We start from the raw sequence: 13,991 nt of genomic DNA, 5'->3' as shown, positions 1-13,991 counted from the left end.
AAGACGGCTTGGCCGGGGGGCAAAAGCGGCGATTGCGCGCCGGTCAATTCCCGAGAGGCGCGTGCCGCCAGCTCTACGGCGAGAAGCGAATGCCTTCCTTCCCTATTTGTGCAGTTGGGTGAGACCAGTCGGTGGGCCGTCGACCGCCGTCCAGCCGCCGTCGACGAACAGTGTGCTGCCGCTGACATAGCTCGCGGCATCCGAGGCAAGATAGGCCACCGCGGTGGCGACCTCGTCGGCACTGCTCCAGCGGTTGAACACGGTGTGGCGGGCGTAGAGATTGTAGATGTCCGGCCGCTGCTTGAATGGGCCGGTCAGCGCCGTCTCGGCGATGCTCGGCGCGATCGCGTTGACGCGCACGCCTGCGTGCCCGACCTCGGAGGCGAAGCCCTTCACCAGCAGGCCGATCGCCGCCTTGGTCGAACCGTAGACGCCGAGGCCCGGCTCGATGGTGACCGCGCGCACCGAGGAGCAGGCGATGATGCTGCCGCCCTTCTGCTCGACCATGATGCGACCGAAGGCCTGGAAGTACCAGACCGTGCCCTTGACGTTGAGGTTGAGGACGCGGTCGAGATCCTCCTCGGTATAGTCGAGGATGGTCTTGCGAATGTTGAGCCCGGGCGTCGTCACGGCGATGTCGAGCCGCGGAAACTTCTGCATCACGGTTCTGGCGAGCGCGTTGACCTCCGCAGCACTCGCGGCGTCGCAGCCAGCCGCCTCCGCCCAGCCGCCCTTGTCGCGAATGCCGGCGGCGGTCGCCTCCGCAGCGTCAAGCGCGCGATCGGCGCAGACGACGCAGGCGCCGAGCCCGGCCAGCGCCTCGGCCGACGATTTGCCGATGCCCGAGGCGGCGCCGAGCACCACGGCCGTCTTGCCGGTGAGATCGAAGAGCTTGCGATAGTCGGTCACTGATGGCTTCTCCCTGGTACTGCTAGCCCTTGTAGCCCATCAAGAGGCGCGGCAGCCACAGCGAGAATGCAGGGACATAGGTCACGAACATCAGTGCTGCGATCAGCGCGGCATAGAACGGCAGGATGGTGCGCATCACGGCACCGACCGAGATGCCGCCGATGGCACAGCCGACGAACTGCGTGGTCCCAACCGGAGGAGTGTTGAGTCCGAGGGCGCAGTTGATCAGCATCAGCATGCCGAACTGCACGGGATCCATGCCCGCCTTCATCGCGATCGGCAGGAAGATCGGGGTGCAGATCAGGATGGTCGCTGCCATGTCCATGAACGTGCCGAGCACGAACAGGATGACGTTGATGAGAAGGAAGATCATCCAGGGTTGCGTGGAGACCTTGCTCATCATTTCGCCGGCAAGGTCGGCAACCTCGTAAAGTCCCATCAGATACTGGAACATGGTGGAGACGCCGATCAGCAGCAGCACCACGCCCGTCGTCTTCACCGCCTTGGCCGCGGCCCGCAGGAAGTTCTGCAAGGTCATGGTGCGGTAGATGAGGAAGGTCAGCAGGATCGTGTAGGTGACTGCGACGGCTGCGGACTCAGTTGCCGTGAAGACGCCGGACAGGATGCCCGCAAGGATGATGCCGACGATCAGAAGGCCCGGCAGCGCGGCCGCGAGCGAGCGGAAAACCTCGCTCCAGCCCGGAAACTTGCCGGCGGGATAGCCGCGCTTCACCGCGACTGCGTAGGCGGCGACCAGCATACACACCATCAGCACCAGCGCCGGCAGCAGACCCGCGGCGATCAGCGCGCCGATCGAGACCTTGCCGCCGGCCGCCAGCGCATAGATGATCATGTTGTGGCTGGTCGGCATCAAGGCTCCGACCAGCGAGGCATGGGTGGTGACGTTGACGGCGTAGTCGGTGTCGAAACCTTCCTTCTTCATCATCGGGATCATCACCGCGCCCATCGCCGACACGTCGGCCACGGGCGAGCCGGAGACGCCGCCGAACAGCGTACAGGCGACCACGTTCGACATGCCGAGCCCGCCGCGGATATGTCCGACGAGGTTCTTGGCGAGTTGCACGATCTTGTCGGCGACACCGCCATGCAGCATCAGCTCACCGCTGAAGACGAAGAACGGAATGGCGAGGAAGGAGAAGATGTTCATCCCCGACATCATCTGCTGGAAGATGACGGCGACCGGCAGGCCCTCGTAGAGGATGGTGCAGATCGCCGACAGGCCGATCGCAAAGGCGACAGGGACGCCGAGGATCAGAAAGCCGAAGAAGGTGGCGCCGAGGATGATCAGTTCCATGAGGGCACGACCTCTTCGCCGCGCAGGAGAGCGATGATGTGCTCGATGGAAAAGGAGAGGATCAGGACGCCGGAAGCGATCAGCGGCACGTAGCGGATGACTTCAGGCAGACCGAGATTGGGAATCTTCACGGTGCCGACCGACGCGCCGAGGATCCAGCCGTTATAGGCCATCGCAATGCCGAACACGGCGACCAGAACGTGGATCACAATCTCGATCTTCTCCCGCACGTGATCCGGAAGCATGACCAGCAGACTGTCCATGCCGATGTGCCCGGCATCGCGCACGCCCACGGCGGCGCCGATCAGCGTGACGTAGAGGATCAGGACCAGCGCCAGGTTCTCCGTCCAGGTCGGGCTGGAGTTGAGCACGTAACGACCGAACACCTGGTAGAAGACGATCGTGACGATGACCAGCAGGCCGCTCACCGAGAGATACATCCCCACGCGCGCAACGGGGGCGTTGATCCGCGACAGCAGGCCGGTGGACGGGCGTGCGGCCACGGCGCCCTGCTCGTGGCTTGCGACGTGTGGGTCTGTCATCCCGCGCCTCCATGCGGAGTCCGGTGCCCGCCGCGCGGCGACGCCGGACCCGGTCGCCGCCGTGTCTTACTTCGTGTCCTGGATACGCTTGACGAGGCTCTGGAGCTTCTCGTCGCCGGCGAACTTCTGGTACACCGGCTTCATCGCATCGACGAATTCCGCCTTGTTGGCGATCGTGACGACCTGAACGCCGGCGGCCTCGACGGTCTTGCGGGAGGCCTGCTCACGCTCGTCCCAGAGCTTGCGCATGACGGGCACCGAGTCCTTGGCCGCCTTGCGGATCATGACCTGATCGTCCTTGCTCAGCGTGTCCCAGACCTTCTTCGAGATCACGAGGACTTCCGGAGCGAGGGAATGCTCGGTGATGTTGTAGAACTTGGCAGCCTCGAAGTGACGCGAGGATTCGTAGGACGGCCAGTTGTTCTCGGCAGCGTCCACGAGGCCGGTCTTGAGCGCGGTGTAGACCTCGCCATACGGCATCGGCGTCGGGTTGGCGCCAAGGCTCTGGATCATGCCGACCCACAGATCGGACTGCTGGACGCGAATCTTCAAACCCTTCAGATCAGCAAGCGATTTAACCGGCGCCTTCACGGTGTAAATGGATCGGGCGCCGCTGTCGTAATAGGCAAGCCCCACCAATCCCGCGGGCTCCATCGCCGCCAGGATCTCGTCGCCGATCGGCCCGTCGAGGACGGTGCGCATGTGCTGCGTATCCCGGAAGACGAAGGGCAGGCACAACGCGATGGTCTCAGGCACGAAGTTGTTGAGCGGCGACGCGTTGATCCGCATCATGTCGAGCGCGCCGATCTTGAGCTGCTCGATCGTGTCCTTTTCGGAACCCAGGGCGCCGTTCGGAAACACCTTGACGCCGAGCTTGCCTCCGCTCGCCGCCGCAAGCTGCTTGCCCATGAACTTGACGGCCTCGACGGTCGGATAGTCGGCGGGGTGAATGTCGGCGGAACGGAAGTCGCGTGCGGTCGCCAGGGGCGCTGAAACCGCCAATGCAACGGCTGTGATGATGCCGGCGAGTGTCTTCATCTGGGCTTTCCTCCTGGATTGATTATGTCGTTGTCGGGGCAGATGCTCGGCCGCCTTGGGTCGCTCCCCTTCCGGTGTGAAGTCAAGCGCCAATGTCGTCCCTAGGGCGGGCGGCATTTTCTGTCCAAGCCAAATCCGGCATCGATCAATGCAAGAGTTGCATCGATCGATCTGGCCCAATCATGGAGAGGGCGGACCGGGTTGATGTCGCCGGCACGTGACTTGACCCAACCAATGGGCCCCCCTCAAGATATCAGGAACTCCGGACCATCTCGAGGAATGCCCATGCCGCGGAAGTTGATCGATATCTCGGTGCCGCTCGCAAACGACGTGACCGCCGATCCTCCGGGCAATCACCCGGCGATCCAGTATATCGATCACCAGCAGGGGCTGCCGCGCATGCTGCAGTTCTTCGACGGCCTCAAGGCGCAGGATCTGCCCGATGGTCAGGGCTGGGCCGTCGAGCAGGTCTCGCTGTCGACCCACAACGGGACGCATCTCGATGCGCCCTGGCACTTCCATCCGACCATGAACCGCGGCGAGCGGTCATGGACGATCGACGAGGTACCGCTCGAATGGTGCTTGCAGCCCGGCGTGAAGCTCGACTTCCGGCATCTGCCCGACGGCTACGTGGCAAGTGCGGCCGACGTCGAGACGGAGCTGAAGCGCATCGGGCATACGCTGTCACCGCTGGAGATCGTCGTCGTCAACACCAGCGCCGGCGCGAAGTTCGGAAGGGCCGACCACGTCAATTCCGGCTGCGGCATGGGCTATGAAGCCACCATGTACCTGCTCGAACGCGGCGTGCGGCTGACGGGCACCGACGGCTGGAGCTGGGACGCGCCGTTCGTCTACACCGCGCGGAGGTATGCCGAAACGAAAGATGCCAGCCTGATCTGGGAAGGCCACAAGGCGGGACGGCACATCGGCTATTGCCATCTCGAGAAGCTGCACAATCTCGACCAGCTGCCATCGACCGGATTCACGATCTCGTGCTTTCCGGTGAAGATCGAGCGCGCGTCCGCGGGCTGGACCCGCGCGGTCGCCATCATCGACGACTAGGTCAGCGGCGTCAGTCGTCGTCGAGGCCGCTCTCGGCGAGCTCGCGCAGCGCGTCCGTATCCAGCACCACGATGGCGCCGTGCTCGAGGCGAACCCAGTTACGTCCGGCCCAGACGCGCAATTGCTTGTTGATGCTCTCGCGCGTCATTCCCACCATCTCGCTGATTTCCTGCTGCGTGATGGCGAGCGTGCCGCTGCCGGAATCGAGCTTGCGCTCCTCGGTGAGGCCGAGCAGCGCACTCGCGAGCCGGCCCGGCAGATTCTGGAGGATCACCTGCTCGACCTGCTGGCTGGTCCAGCGCAGACGCGCGCACAGCAGCTCGATGAATTTCATCGCCAGCGCCGGCTGGCTCTTGACGAAGGGCAGGAAGTCCCGGCGATCGATGACGTAGAGCTCGCAGTTGGTGTTGGCGGTCGCATCCGCCGACCTGGGAGCGCCGTCGAGCACCGCGATCTCGCCAAAGATTTCTCCCGGGCCGATCAGATTGAGAATGGCGTTCCGCCCATCGGGCGATGAGGAGGAAATCTTGACTGTCCCCGCGACCACCGCGAACAGGCTGTTGCCGGGATCGCCCTTGGCGGCGATCGTCGCGCCGCGCTTGACGGTGGTGTGCTTGGCGTAGCGGCAGAGCTGATCGAGCGCTTCCGGCTCCAGATCCGCGAAGATCGGGTGCTTGCGCAGGACCGATAATTTGCTGCCCGCCGACTGTCGGGGATCGCCGATCTTGTCCTGAGGCACGCCGCGGGGCTCCTAAGACTACGAGGCACTAGGTTCCTGCGTAGTCAACGTTATCAGGCTTTTCAACCGGAAAGCACGCGCGGGATTCGAGGTAAATGCCACCAAAAGGACGTGGTACGGCCGAGAATTCACATCCGAAGGATGCATGGATGCGTCTCGGCTGACGCAGAGTTGCAGGCAGCACAGGCTGTGGTTGCGTCGAGCTGCCGCCGAAGGTCACCGCCGGGCCCGGCAAGGGTCGGCGGTCGACACGCCGGAAGCGGACGAAGACCGAGGCGCTTCAGCTTCAGCGCTTGGTATCCGGATCGAGCCGGCCCGCGCTGGTTTGACGGTCTGCCCAAGCCAGAACCGCGGCGAATGCGACGAAGATCGCGACGACGACGATGGTCACCAGCAATGCGTCAGCAGGCATCATGCTCCTCCCGGATTGTTTGCAGCATTGTTTTGCTGCGCACGGCCGGCGTCATTGATCGGGATCAAATGCCCTGGGGCGTTGTGGACAGGAGGTCAGGCCGCAGCCATGGCCTCGACGCGAGCCGGATCGCGCAGGCTGATGCCGCCGTGGATGATCTCGATCACGCCCTGACGCTCCAGCTTGGTGAAGGTGCGACTGACTGTTTCGATGGTCAGGCCGAGATAATCCGCGATGTCCTGACGGCTCATCGGAAGCGATACCGTGTCGGAGAGGCCCTTGAGCGTGACCAGCCGCTCGCGCCAGCCGAGCAGAAAGGTCGCGACCTTCTCGTCGGCCGAGCGTCGGCCGAGCAGGACCATATGGTCGCGAGCCTGGCTCAACTCGCGAATGGCCAGCTCGTTGATTCGCCTGAGCAGCTGCGGCCGGTCCTCGATGAAACGGCTGAAGGACGCCTTTGCGAATTGGCACACGGTCACCGCACCGATCGCATCGGCCGAGAAGTTGTGCCGGCCGGACAGATTCATCCCCAGGAAGTCACCGGGCAAGGCAAAGCCGACGATCTGCCGCCGGCCGTCGGGCAGCAGCTTGTACAGCCGCATGACGCCTTCGAGAACGTTGTAGAATGAGGTCGTGATCTCCTCCTCGGAGAACACGGTCTCGCCCGAGCCAAAATGGACACGGCGACCGAGATGCTCGAATTCCCTGAGCTCGGCCGCATCCAGCGACGAACAAACCGCAGCTCCGCGCACGGCGCAATCGTCGCAAAAATGTCCGTTCGGCTCGATCGTGACCACGGAAGGCTTCATCCACCGCTCCTCGCGCCGGCTGTCCCCGACACCAGACCGAGTCCACCGCGCGGCTGCATTTTACTGCATCGCGCCACAGCCGATTGACTCAGATCAAATTTGAGTGGCATCCCCGTCTTATTCTGCGCCCACGGTTCGACGGGATCACCTTCCATGCTGCAAAGCGCGCTGCGTCACGGCCTGATTGGGCTGCTTCTGGTTACGCCTGCGCTGGCGGCCCCGACCGCCGAACAGCGCGGCAAGGCCTTTGCTCGGGCCAATTGCGCCCGCTGTCACGCCATCGACCGCGTCTCCAAGAGCCCGGTCGAGATCGCGCCTCCCTTGCGCACCCTGCATCGCCGTTATCCGATCGACAGCCTTGGCGAGGCGCTGGCCGAGGGCATCTACACCGGTCATGCCGACATGCCGGTCTTCGAGCTCAATCCGGACCAGATCCACGACCTCCTGTCCTACCTGAAGACGCTGGAATAGTCGGCCTCACACCGCCTGCACGGTCCAACCGATCAGCTCCTTTACGATGCGCGCGAAGGCCGCATCGAAGGCGGCGACGGCCGCGGCCGGCTCGACCTTGTCGAGCTTTTCGCTGGTCTCAATGAGGCGCGAAGCGATCACCTTGCCGTTCTTGTCGACGATCCGCGCAGACAGTCCGATCTCGGCCCTTGTCTCACCCTCCGTGGCGATCCGGAAGCGCCGGATATCGATCAGGAGCTGGTAATCCGCCTGCCCGAGGTCCGACGTGCGCAGCGGGGCGTGGGCGATGTCGTAGTTCTCGAAGCTGTCGATCAGGCGCGCCTGCACCAGTTTCGGAATGCTGTCGGCCCAGAGGAAATCCCCAAAGCCCGGCCAGTCCCCGGCGGGCGCGAAAAGCATCCGCTGGGTCTGCAGCATTGCGACCGCCGTCGGCTCGGGAATCGCCAGTGAAGCGGCCAGCGTCTTGCCGGCCGGGCCGAGGTTCTGCGGCGTGCGCAGGTCGTAGGTGACCTTCTGCGCGGGCGTGCCGCCGCCCGTCATCTTCTCGAGGCCCGCCAGAATCCCGTCGATCTTGCCGGTGTTGCGGGCGAGCCCGTCGGAGAAGGTCTTGAAATTCGCAATGGTGTCCTTCAGCGGGCCGGAATTGTCCTGCAGCACCGTGTCGACCCGCCGCAGCGCGTCGCGCGCCGCCTGCGTCATGCTCTGGCCGGCGCCGGCCTCCGCGATCAGGGTCAAGGGTTCGCCGGATTTGGCGACGATGACGCCGCCCTCCAGCGTCACCACCGGCACACCGGTGAGGCCCTGGAATTCGAGACCGACCTTGGTGTCGGAGCGGACCGGCGTCGCGGTGGCAACCGAGATCGTCGCATTGACAAAGCGCGGGTTGTCCGGCGCGAGCCCGAGCTGGGTCACCTCTCCGACGCGAATGCCGTTGAACAGCACGCCGGCGCCGACCAGAAGGCCGGGCACCGGTCCCTGGAATTGCACGTGGTAGTTCGTGCGCGGCCCGATGCCGCCGGTGTTGTTCAGCCAATAGACGAAGCCGAACACCGCGAGGATCGCGGCCAGCACGAAACTGCCGATCAGCACGTAGGGAGCGCGGGTTTCCATCTCTCATCTCATCTCGTGTTGCAGCATCTGCGAGCGCTTGCCGTGGAAATAGGCGCGCACCCAGGGATGCTCGGATTGCAGCAATTCGCGCATCGGGCCGATCGCCACGATCTTGCCGTCGGCGAGCGCGGCGACGCGGTCACAGACCGTGGTCAGGCTCGCGAGGTCATGGGTCACCATGAACACGGTGAGCTCCAGCGTCCTTTGCAGCGTCTTGATCAGCACGTCGAAATCGCCGGCGGCGATCGGATCGAGACCCGAGGTCGGCTCGTCCAGGAACAGGATCGGCGGATCGAGCGCGAGCGCGCGCGCCAGCGCCACGCGCTTGGTCATGCCGCCGGACAGCTCCGCCGGATATTTGTCGGCATCCTCGGCGCGCAGGCCGACCATTTCGAGCTTGGCGATCGCGATCTCGTCCATCAGCTCCTGCGACAGGACGAGATTCTCACGGAGCGGAAACTGGACGTTCTGGCGCACCGTCAGCGAGGAGAACAGTGCACCCTGCTGGAACAGGATGCCCCACGCCATCGCTGCGCCTCGACCGTCGCCGCCGGCGGACTGCCCCATGACCTCGATGGTCCCGCCGCGACGCGGGATGAGGCCGATGATGGTGCGCATCAGCACCGACTTGCCGCCGCCGGACGCCCCCACGAGCCCAAGGATCTCGCCCCGGCGAACGTCGAGCGACAGATGGTCGAGCACGGTCTGACGACCGAAGCCGACCACGAGGTCACGGACACGAATCGCGAACTCGTCTTGCGGTCCGTCCATCGTCACATTCCGATCGAGGCAAAGAAGACAGCGAACAGGCCGTCGAGCACGATGACGAGGAAGATCGACTTCACGACCGACGTCGTGGTCTGCCGCCCCAGCGACTCGGCGCTGCCCTTGACGCGTAATCCCTCGCTACAGGCCACGATCCCGATCACCAGCGCCATGAATGGCGCCTTCAGGATGCCCACCTCGAAGTGGGTGACCGAGATGGCCTCATGCAACCGAGCGATGTAGATCGCCGGTCCCATGTCGCCATAGAACTGGGCAACAAGGCCGCCGCCATAGAGCGCGGCAATGGATCCGATGAAGGTGAGGATCGGCAGGGCAATGACCAGGGCCGCGACGCGCGGCAGGATCAGGACGTCAACGGGATCGAGCCCCATGGTTGAGAGCGCGTCGATCTCCTCGCGCATCTTCATCGAGCCGAGCTCGGCGGTGTAGGCGCTTCCCGAGCGACCAGCGACCATGATGGCGACGATCAGCACGCCAAGCTCACGCAGCACCAGGATGCCGACCATGTCGACCGTATACGACTCCGCGCCGAATCTGCGGAAGTGGAAAAAGCCCTGCTGCGCGATGATGGCGCCGATCAGGAAGGTGATCAGCGCGACGATGGGGATTGCCTGCCACCCGATGCGGTAGAGCTGATAGACCAGCGACGTCAGCCGCAGCGAACGCGGCCGGCGCAGCACGCCGATCACGGCCATGAACAATGCGCCGAGCATCTGGAGGAAGATCGTGATGTCTTCCCGCGACCCGACCGTGGACTTGCCGAGATCGCCCAGCCTCGCCAGGACCGGATTGGGCGCAGGCGCCGGGGCCGGCGTGTGGCGGTTGACCTGGCGCACCTCGTCCATCAGGCCGCTGAAATGGTCGGCGACGCCGACGAATTCGGCCGATCTGCCTGACGATGCGGCCCTGCGCGACAGCTTTTCAAGGACCCAGGCGCCGAGCGTGTCGAGCGCGCTGATGCCCGACATGTCCAGGGTTACGACGCGCGACCGGTCGACGTCGCCTCCAACCGACCGGGACAAAGTTTCGAGCGTCATCACATTGGCGGCAGTCCAGGGCCCTTCAGGGCGCAATTTCAGCTCGTCGCCGGACGGCGTCGCGAGCAGCAGCGGTTCGTGGTTCACGCTTCCACCTCATCGGGACAATCGGTCCCCATTCAGCCGGCATTTCTAGGCTAGCATGTGGCGGCCGGTTTGACCTGTCTCAAGACCCGAACACGCCCTGCCCCTTGACGCAAATCAAGCGCGGTCGCACGGTGGGTCTTAGACTTGCCTCGATTCAACGAGGATACCAGATCCATGTTCGACAGTGACGGGATGGGCGAAGAACTGCGGGCGATGAAGGTCGACGTCACACGTCTGCTGAGCACCGCCGGCGAGGAGTTGTTCGAGAGCTCGAAAGACCGCGCCGACGCACTCGCCGATCAGATCAGGGCCGCGCTCACCGAACTCGGCGAGACCGTCGAACAAGAGCAGGAGCAGCTTCAGGGCCTCGTTGCGGAGCGTCCGATCACATCGCTCGCCTCCGCCTTCGCGCTGGGCGTGGTTGTCGGCTTCATGTTGAGGAGACACTAGGTGAATACCGAGAACGTCGTCAAACATCTGCGCGTGCTGTGGCGTACCGACAGGATCATCGCGGACATCAGGCTGCGCCATCTGCTGATCGGCGTCGGCCTGCGCGCCTTCGCGGCGCTGATCGCCGCGTTCGGGCTCCTGATGCTGGAATTGTCCGCCTATTTCGCGCTGGTGCAGCTCTGGAGCGCAATTGCTGCAGCTGCGATCCTCGGCGCCGTCAACTTTGTCATCGCGGCCGTTCTCTTCGTGATCGCCGGCCGCGCTCCGTCGGGACGTGACATCGAGCTCGCCAACGAAATTCACGGCGCCTCGATCGAAGCCCTCCAGCTCGAGGCGCGCGCGCTCCAGGCCCAGGTGTCGGGCGCGGTGCATCATCCGCTCAGCACGATCGTGCCGGCGCTGCTGCCGCTGATCGCAATCATCATCAAGAACCTGCGGACGCCGGCCAAGGCGTCCGCCGATGCGACATCGGCCGAAGCGCGCTCCTGAAGCCCCGCATCTTGCGCTGACGCGCTCCAGCGCACGCTCAAAGCTTCAACTTGACGTCGCAAAGGTCAGGCTCGGACGGATCCGGCTTGACCTCGAAGCCGAGCTGCCGGCACATGTCGAGCATCACGGTGTTCTCCTGGAGCACGTCGCCCGATATGGCCTTCAGTCCTTCCGACCGCGCATAGTCGATGATCAGCTGCATGAGCGCCCAGCCGAGCCCCCTGCCCTTGAGATCGGACCGTAGCAGGATCGCGTATTCGCCGCTCTCGTAGATCGAGTCCGAATGGAGCCGGACGACGCCGACCATTTCGCCGGTGGCCTCGTCGAATGCGATGAAGGCCATCGCGCGCGCATAGTCGAGCTGGGTCAGGCGTGCGATGAATTCGTGCGTGAATTCCTTCATCGGTGCGAAGAACCGCAGACGAAGGTCATGCGGGGTGACGTGGCCCAGGAATTCGTGGATGATCGGCTCGTCCTCGGGCCGCATGGGCCGCACGAAGATGTGCCAGTCGTCCTTGAGCTTGAGGCGGCGCTCCCATTGCGACGGATAGGCGCGAACGGCGAAATTGGCCGGGCCGGAGCCGACAAACTTCCGCTGCGGCGGCCCGACCGCAACGCGGGCATCGACCGCGGTCACGCCGGATTCGTCCGCCAGCAGCGGATTGATGTCGAATTCGCGGATCTCGGGAATGTCGGCCGCCATCTGCGCGAGCTTGACCAGCACCATGGCGACTGCGTCCGGCTTCACAGCCGGCACGTCCCGGTAAGCGCGGAGCAGCCGCGACACGCGCGTGCGCTCGATCAGGTCGCGGGCCAGCTGCAGATCGAGCGGCGGCAGCGCAAGCGCCTTGTCATTGATGATCTCCACCGCCGTCCCGCCCCGGCCGAAAACGACGACCGTGCCGAAGGTCGGATCGTCGGCGAGGCCAAGGATAAGCTCGCGCGCTTTTGCCTTGACGACCATCGCCTGGACGATGACGCCGCCGATGCGCGCCTCCGGACGCAGCTTTTTCGCGCGCGCGATGATGCCCGTGGCGGCCACTCGCACTGCTTCAGGCGTGGTCAGGTTGAGAACGACGCCGCCGACGTCGGATTTGTGGACGATGTCCCGCGACATGATCTTCAGCACGACGGTGTCGCCCTGTGCGAAGATGTCGTTCGCATAGGCAACCGCCTGCTCGACATCGGTCGCCGCATAGGTCGGCACCATCGCGATGTCATAGGCTTCGAGCAGGTGCTTGATCTCGACAGGTTCGAGCCATTCACGGCCATCCGCGACCGCGGCGGTGACGATCTGCCTCGCTCCCCGGGCATCCGGAACGAAGGTATCAGGCATCGCGGGAGGAACCTGGCTCAGCTCCTCCACCACCTCGCGGTGCCGGACCAGATACATGAAGCCGCGCACGGCGTCGTCCTCGGTCGGATAGTTCGGCACACCGGCGCTGGAGAGTGTCTGGATGATGTGCTGATCGGCTCCAACCCAGGCCGCCAATACGGGCTTCGCCCAGCTGCGGTGCTGCTCGCGATATCTTCTGACGAGCTGCGTCACGGTCGTGGCGATCTCGGCAGCCGAGGCGATCGCCGTTTGCACGTTGAGGACCAGGACTGCGTCGTTGTCACGATCGGCCAGCAGCTCCTCCAGCGCCACCGCATAGCGCGAGGCGTCGGCATCGCCCACGATGTCGACGGGATTCGCACCGGACCAGGTCGGCGGCAGCGCTGCATCGAGCTTCTTACGCGCTTCAGCCGAGATGGTTGCAGGTATTCCTCCGAGTTCGACCAATCGATCGATAGCAAGCACGCCGATGCCGCCACCGTTGGTCAGGATGGCGAGACGCTTTCCCGTCGGCGATTCGACACGGCCGAGCGTCTCGGCACAATCGAACAGCTCACGCAGATCGGAGACCCGCAGGACACCCGCGCGGCGGAACGCCGCGTCGTAGACAGCGTCGGCACCGGCGAGCGCACCGGTGTGCGTGGCAGCCGCCTTCGCGCCCTGCGCCATGCGGCCGGATTTCACCACGACGACGGGCTTCACGCGCGCGGCGGCGCGCGCCGCCGACATGAACTTGCGCGCGTCCTTGATGGCTTCGATGTAGAGCAGGATCGCGCGGGTCTTGTGATCCATCGCGAAATGGTCGAGCAGATCGGCAATATCGACGTCGATCTGATCGCCGATCGAAACGATGCCGGAGAATCCGACGCCGCGCTGCGCGGCCCAATCGACCATGCCGGCGGCAATTGCGCCCGATTGCGAGATCAGCGCGAGGTTACCCGCCCCCGGCATGTGCGCGGCGAAACTGGCATTCAGGCTGACGCCGGGCATCATGATGCCGAGGCAGTTCGGCCCGATCAGGCGCATGCCGTATTTTCGGGCAGCAGTGCTTGTGGCCTCGTGCAGCGATCCCGGTCCCTGGCCGAGCCCGGCCGAGACGATCAGCGCGCCCGCAGACCCGAGACGCCCGGCCTGGTCGACAATGCCTGGAATCTCGCCTGCGGGGGCGGTGATGACCACGAGCTCGGGCACGAAGTCCAGCCTGTCCAGGCTCTTCACCGCCGCGACGCCGCCGATCTCGGCATGGCGCGGATTGACGAGGCCAAACTGCCCCTTGAATCCGGCCTTGCGAATGTTCTCCAGAACGGCGCGTCCCACGGACCCCGAACGGGCGCTCGCCCCGACGAGCGCGACCGAGCGCGGCGACAGCAGGTTGTTCAGACGATAGGTTGACATGAAA

15 protein-coding genes are annotated in these 13,991 nt (G+C 64.6%); 4 read left to right on the top strand and 11 right to left on the bottom strand.

The window, feature by feature from the left end; genetic code table 11:
* Positions 1–102: 102 nt before the first annotated feature.
* The 4 genes from IVB23_RS33715 to IVB23_RS33700 all read right to left on the bottom strand — a co-directional run bounded on the left by IVB23_RS33715 (position 103) and on the right by IVB23_RS33700 (position 3,804).
* On the bottom strand, positions 103–909 hold the full coding sequence (locus IVB23_RS33715; RefSeq protein WP_247801399.1) for an SDR family oxidoreductase: 807 nt from the start codon (positions 907–909) through the stop codon (positions 103–105).
* 22 nt (positions 910–931) lie between these two features.
* Positions 932–2,224, bottom strand: coding sequence for a TRAP transporter large permease (locus tag IVB23_RS33710; RefSeq protein WP_247801398.1), 1,293 nt, complete (start codon positions 2,222–2,224; stop codon positions 932–934).
* Positions 2,215–2,766: a TRAP transporter small permease gene (locus IVB23_RS33705; RefSeq protein ID WP_061877944.1), complete on the bottom strand. Its 552-nt coding sequence runs from the start codon at positions 2,764–2,766 to the stop codon at positions 2,215–2,217. The genes IVB23_RS33710 and IVB23_RS33705 overlap by 10 nt, the downstream gene beginning before the upstream one ends.
* Positions 2,767–2,832: 66 nt before the next feature.
* Positions 2,833–3,804, bottom strand: a complete 972-nt coding sequence (locus IVB23_RS33700; protein WP_247801397.1) for a TRAP transporter substrate-binding protein — start codon at positions 3,802–3,804, stop codon at positions 2,833–2,835.
* Between the two features lie 285 nt (positions 3,805–4,089).
* Here IVB23_RS33700 and IVB23_RS33695 point away from each other — a divergent pair, with 285 nt between their 5' ends.
* On the top strand, positions 4,090–4,866 hold the full coding sequence (locus tag IVB23_RS33695) for a cyclase family protein (protein ID WP_247801396.1): 777 nt from the start codon (positions 4,090–4,092) through the stop codon (positions 4,864–4,866).
* Between the two features lie 10 nt (positions 4,867–4,876).
* Here IVB23_RS33695 and IVB23_RS33690 read toward each other — a convergent pair whose 3' ends face one another.
* The 3 genes from IVB23_RS33690 to IVB23_RS33685 form a co-directional block, all read right to left on the bottom strand.
* Complete coding sequence (locus tag IVB23_RS33690; RefSeq protein WP_061877941.1) at positions 4,877–5,605, bottom strand: Crp/Fnr family transcriptional regulator; 729 nt, start codon at positions 5,603–5,605, stop codon at positions 4,877–4,879.
* Positions 5,606–5,891: 286 nt separating this feature from the next.
* Positions 5,892–6,020 carry a hypothetical protein gene (locus tag IVB23_RS39375; protein WP_256439371.1) on the bottom strand — a complete coding sequence of 43 codons (129 nt, stop codon included), beginning with the start codon at positions 6,018–6,020 and terminating at the stop codon, positions 5,892–5,894.
* Positions 6,021–6,112: 92 nt separating this feature from the next.
* Positions 6,113–6,826 carry a helix-turn-helix domain-containing protein gene (locus IVB23_RS33685; protein ID WP_247801395.1) on the bottom strand — a complete coding sequence of 238 codons (714 nt, stop codon included), beginning with the start codon at positions 6,824–6,826 and terminating at the stop codon, positions 6,113–6,115.
* Between the two features lie 153 nt (positions 6,827–6,979).
* Here IVB23_RS33685 and IVB23_RS33680 point away from each other — a divergent pair, with 153 nt between their 5' ends.
* Positions 6,980–7,297: a cytochrome c gene (locus tag IVB23_RS33680; protein ID WP_061877939.1), complete on the top strand. Its 318-nt coding sequence runs from the start codon at positions 6,980–6,982 to the stop codon at positions 7,295–7,297.
* Between the two features lie 6 nt (positions 7,298–7,303).
* Here the strand turns inward: IVB23_RS33680 and IVB23_RS33675 are convergent, their stop codons facing one another.
* From IVB23_RS33675 to IVB23_RS33665, 3 genes are read right to left on the bottom strand one after another with little or no spacing between them, the layout of a single operon-like run.
* On the bottom strand, positions 7,304–8,407 hold the full coding sequence (locus IVB23_RS33675; RefSeq protein ID WP_247801394.1) for an MlaD family protein: 1,104 nt from the start codon (positions 8,405–8,407) through the stop codon (positions 7,304–7,306).
* A gap of 3 nt (positions 8,408–8,410) precedes the next feature.
* Complete coding sequence (locus IVB23_RS33670) at positions 8,411–9,178, bottom strand: ATP-binding cassette domain-containing protein (RefSeq protein WP_061877937.1); 768 nt, start codon at positions 9,176–9,178, stop codon at positions 8,411–8,413.
* A gap of 2 nt (positions 9,179–9,180) precedes the next feature.
* Complete coding sequence (locus tag IVB23_RS33665) at positions 9,181–10,317, bottom strand: ABC transporter permease (protein ID WP_061877936.1); 1,137 nt, start codon at positions 10,315–10,317, stop codon at positions 9,181–9,183.
* A gap of 174 nt (positions 10,318–10,491) precedes the next feature.
* On the opposite strand from IVB23_RS33665, the gene IVB23_RS33660 reads away from it, so the two are divergent.
* Together IVB23_RS33660 and IVB23_RS33655 are read left to right on the top strand one after the other, a co-directional pair.
* Positions 10,492–10,767: a hypothetical protein gene (locus tag IVB23_RS33660; protein ID WP_247801393.1), complete on the top strand. Its 276-nt coding sequence runs from the start codon at positions 10,492–10,494 to the stop codon at positions 10,765–10,767.
* Complete coding sequence (locus IVB23_RS33655; RefSeq protein ID WP_247801392.1) at positions 10,768–11,256, top strand: phage holin family protein; 489 nt, start codon at positions 10,768–10,770, stop codon at positions 11,254–11,256.
* A 37-nt stretch (positions 11,257–11,293) separates the two neighbouring features.
* Here IVB23_RS33655 and IVB23_RS33650 read toward each other — a convergent pair whose 3' ends face one another.
* Positions 11,294–13,987: a bifunctional acetate--CoA ligase family protein/GNAT family N-acetyltransferase gene (locus IVB23_RS33650; protein WP_247801391.1), complete on the bottom strand. Its 2,694-nt coding sequence runs from the start codon at positions 13,985–13,987 to the stop codon at positions 11,294–11,296.
* Positions 13,988–13,991 lie beyond the last annotated feature (4 nt).

This window comes from Bradyrhizobium sp. 191, assembly GCF_023100985.1.
GTDB classification, from domain to species: Bacteria; Pseudomonadota; Alphaproteobacteria; order Rhizobiales; family Xanthobacteraceae; genus Bradyrhizobium; species Bradyrhizobium diversitatis.
This window is presented reverse-complemented; position numbering and strand designations above follow the sequence as displayed.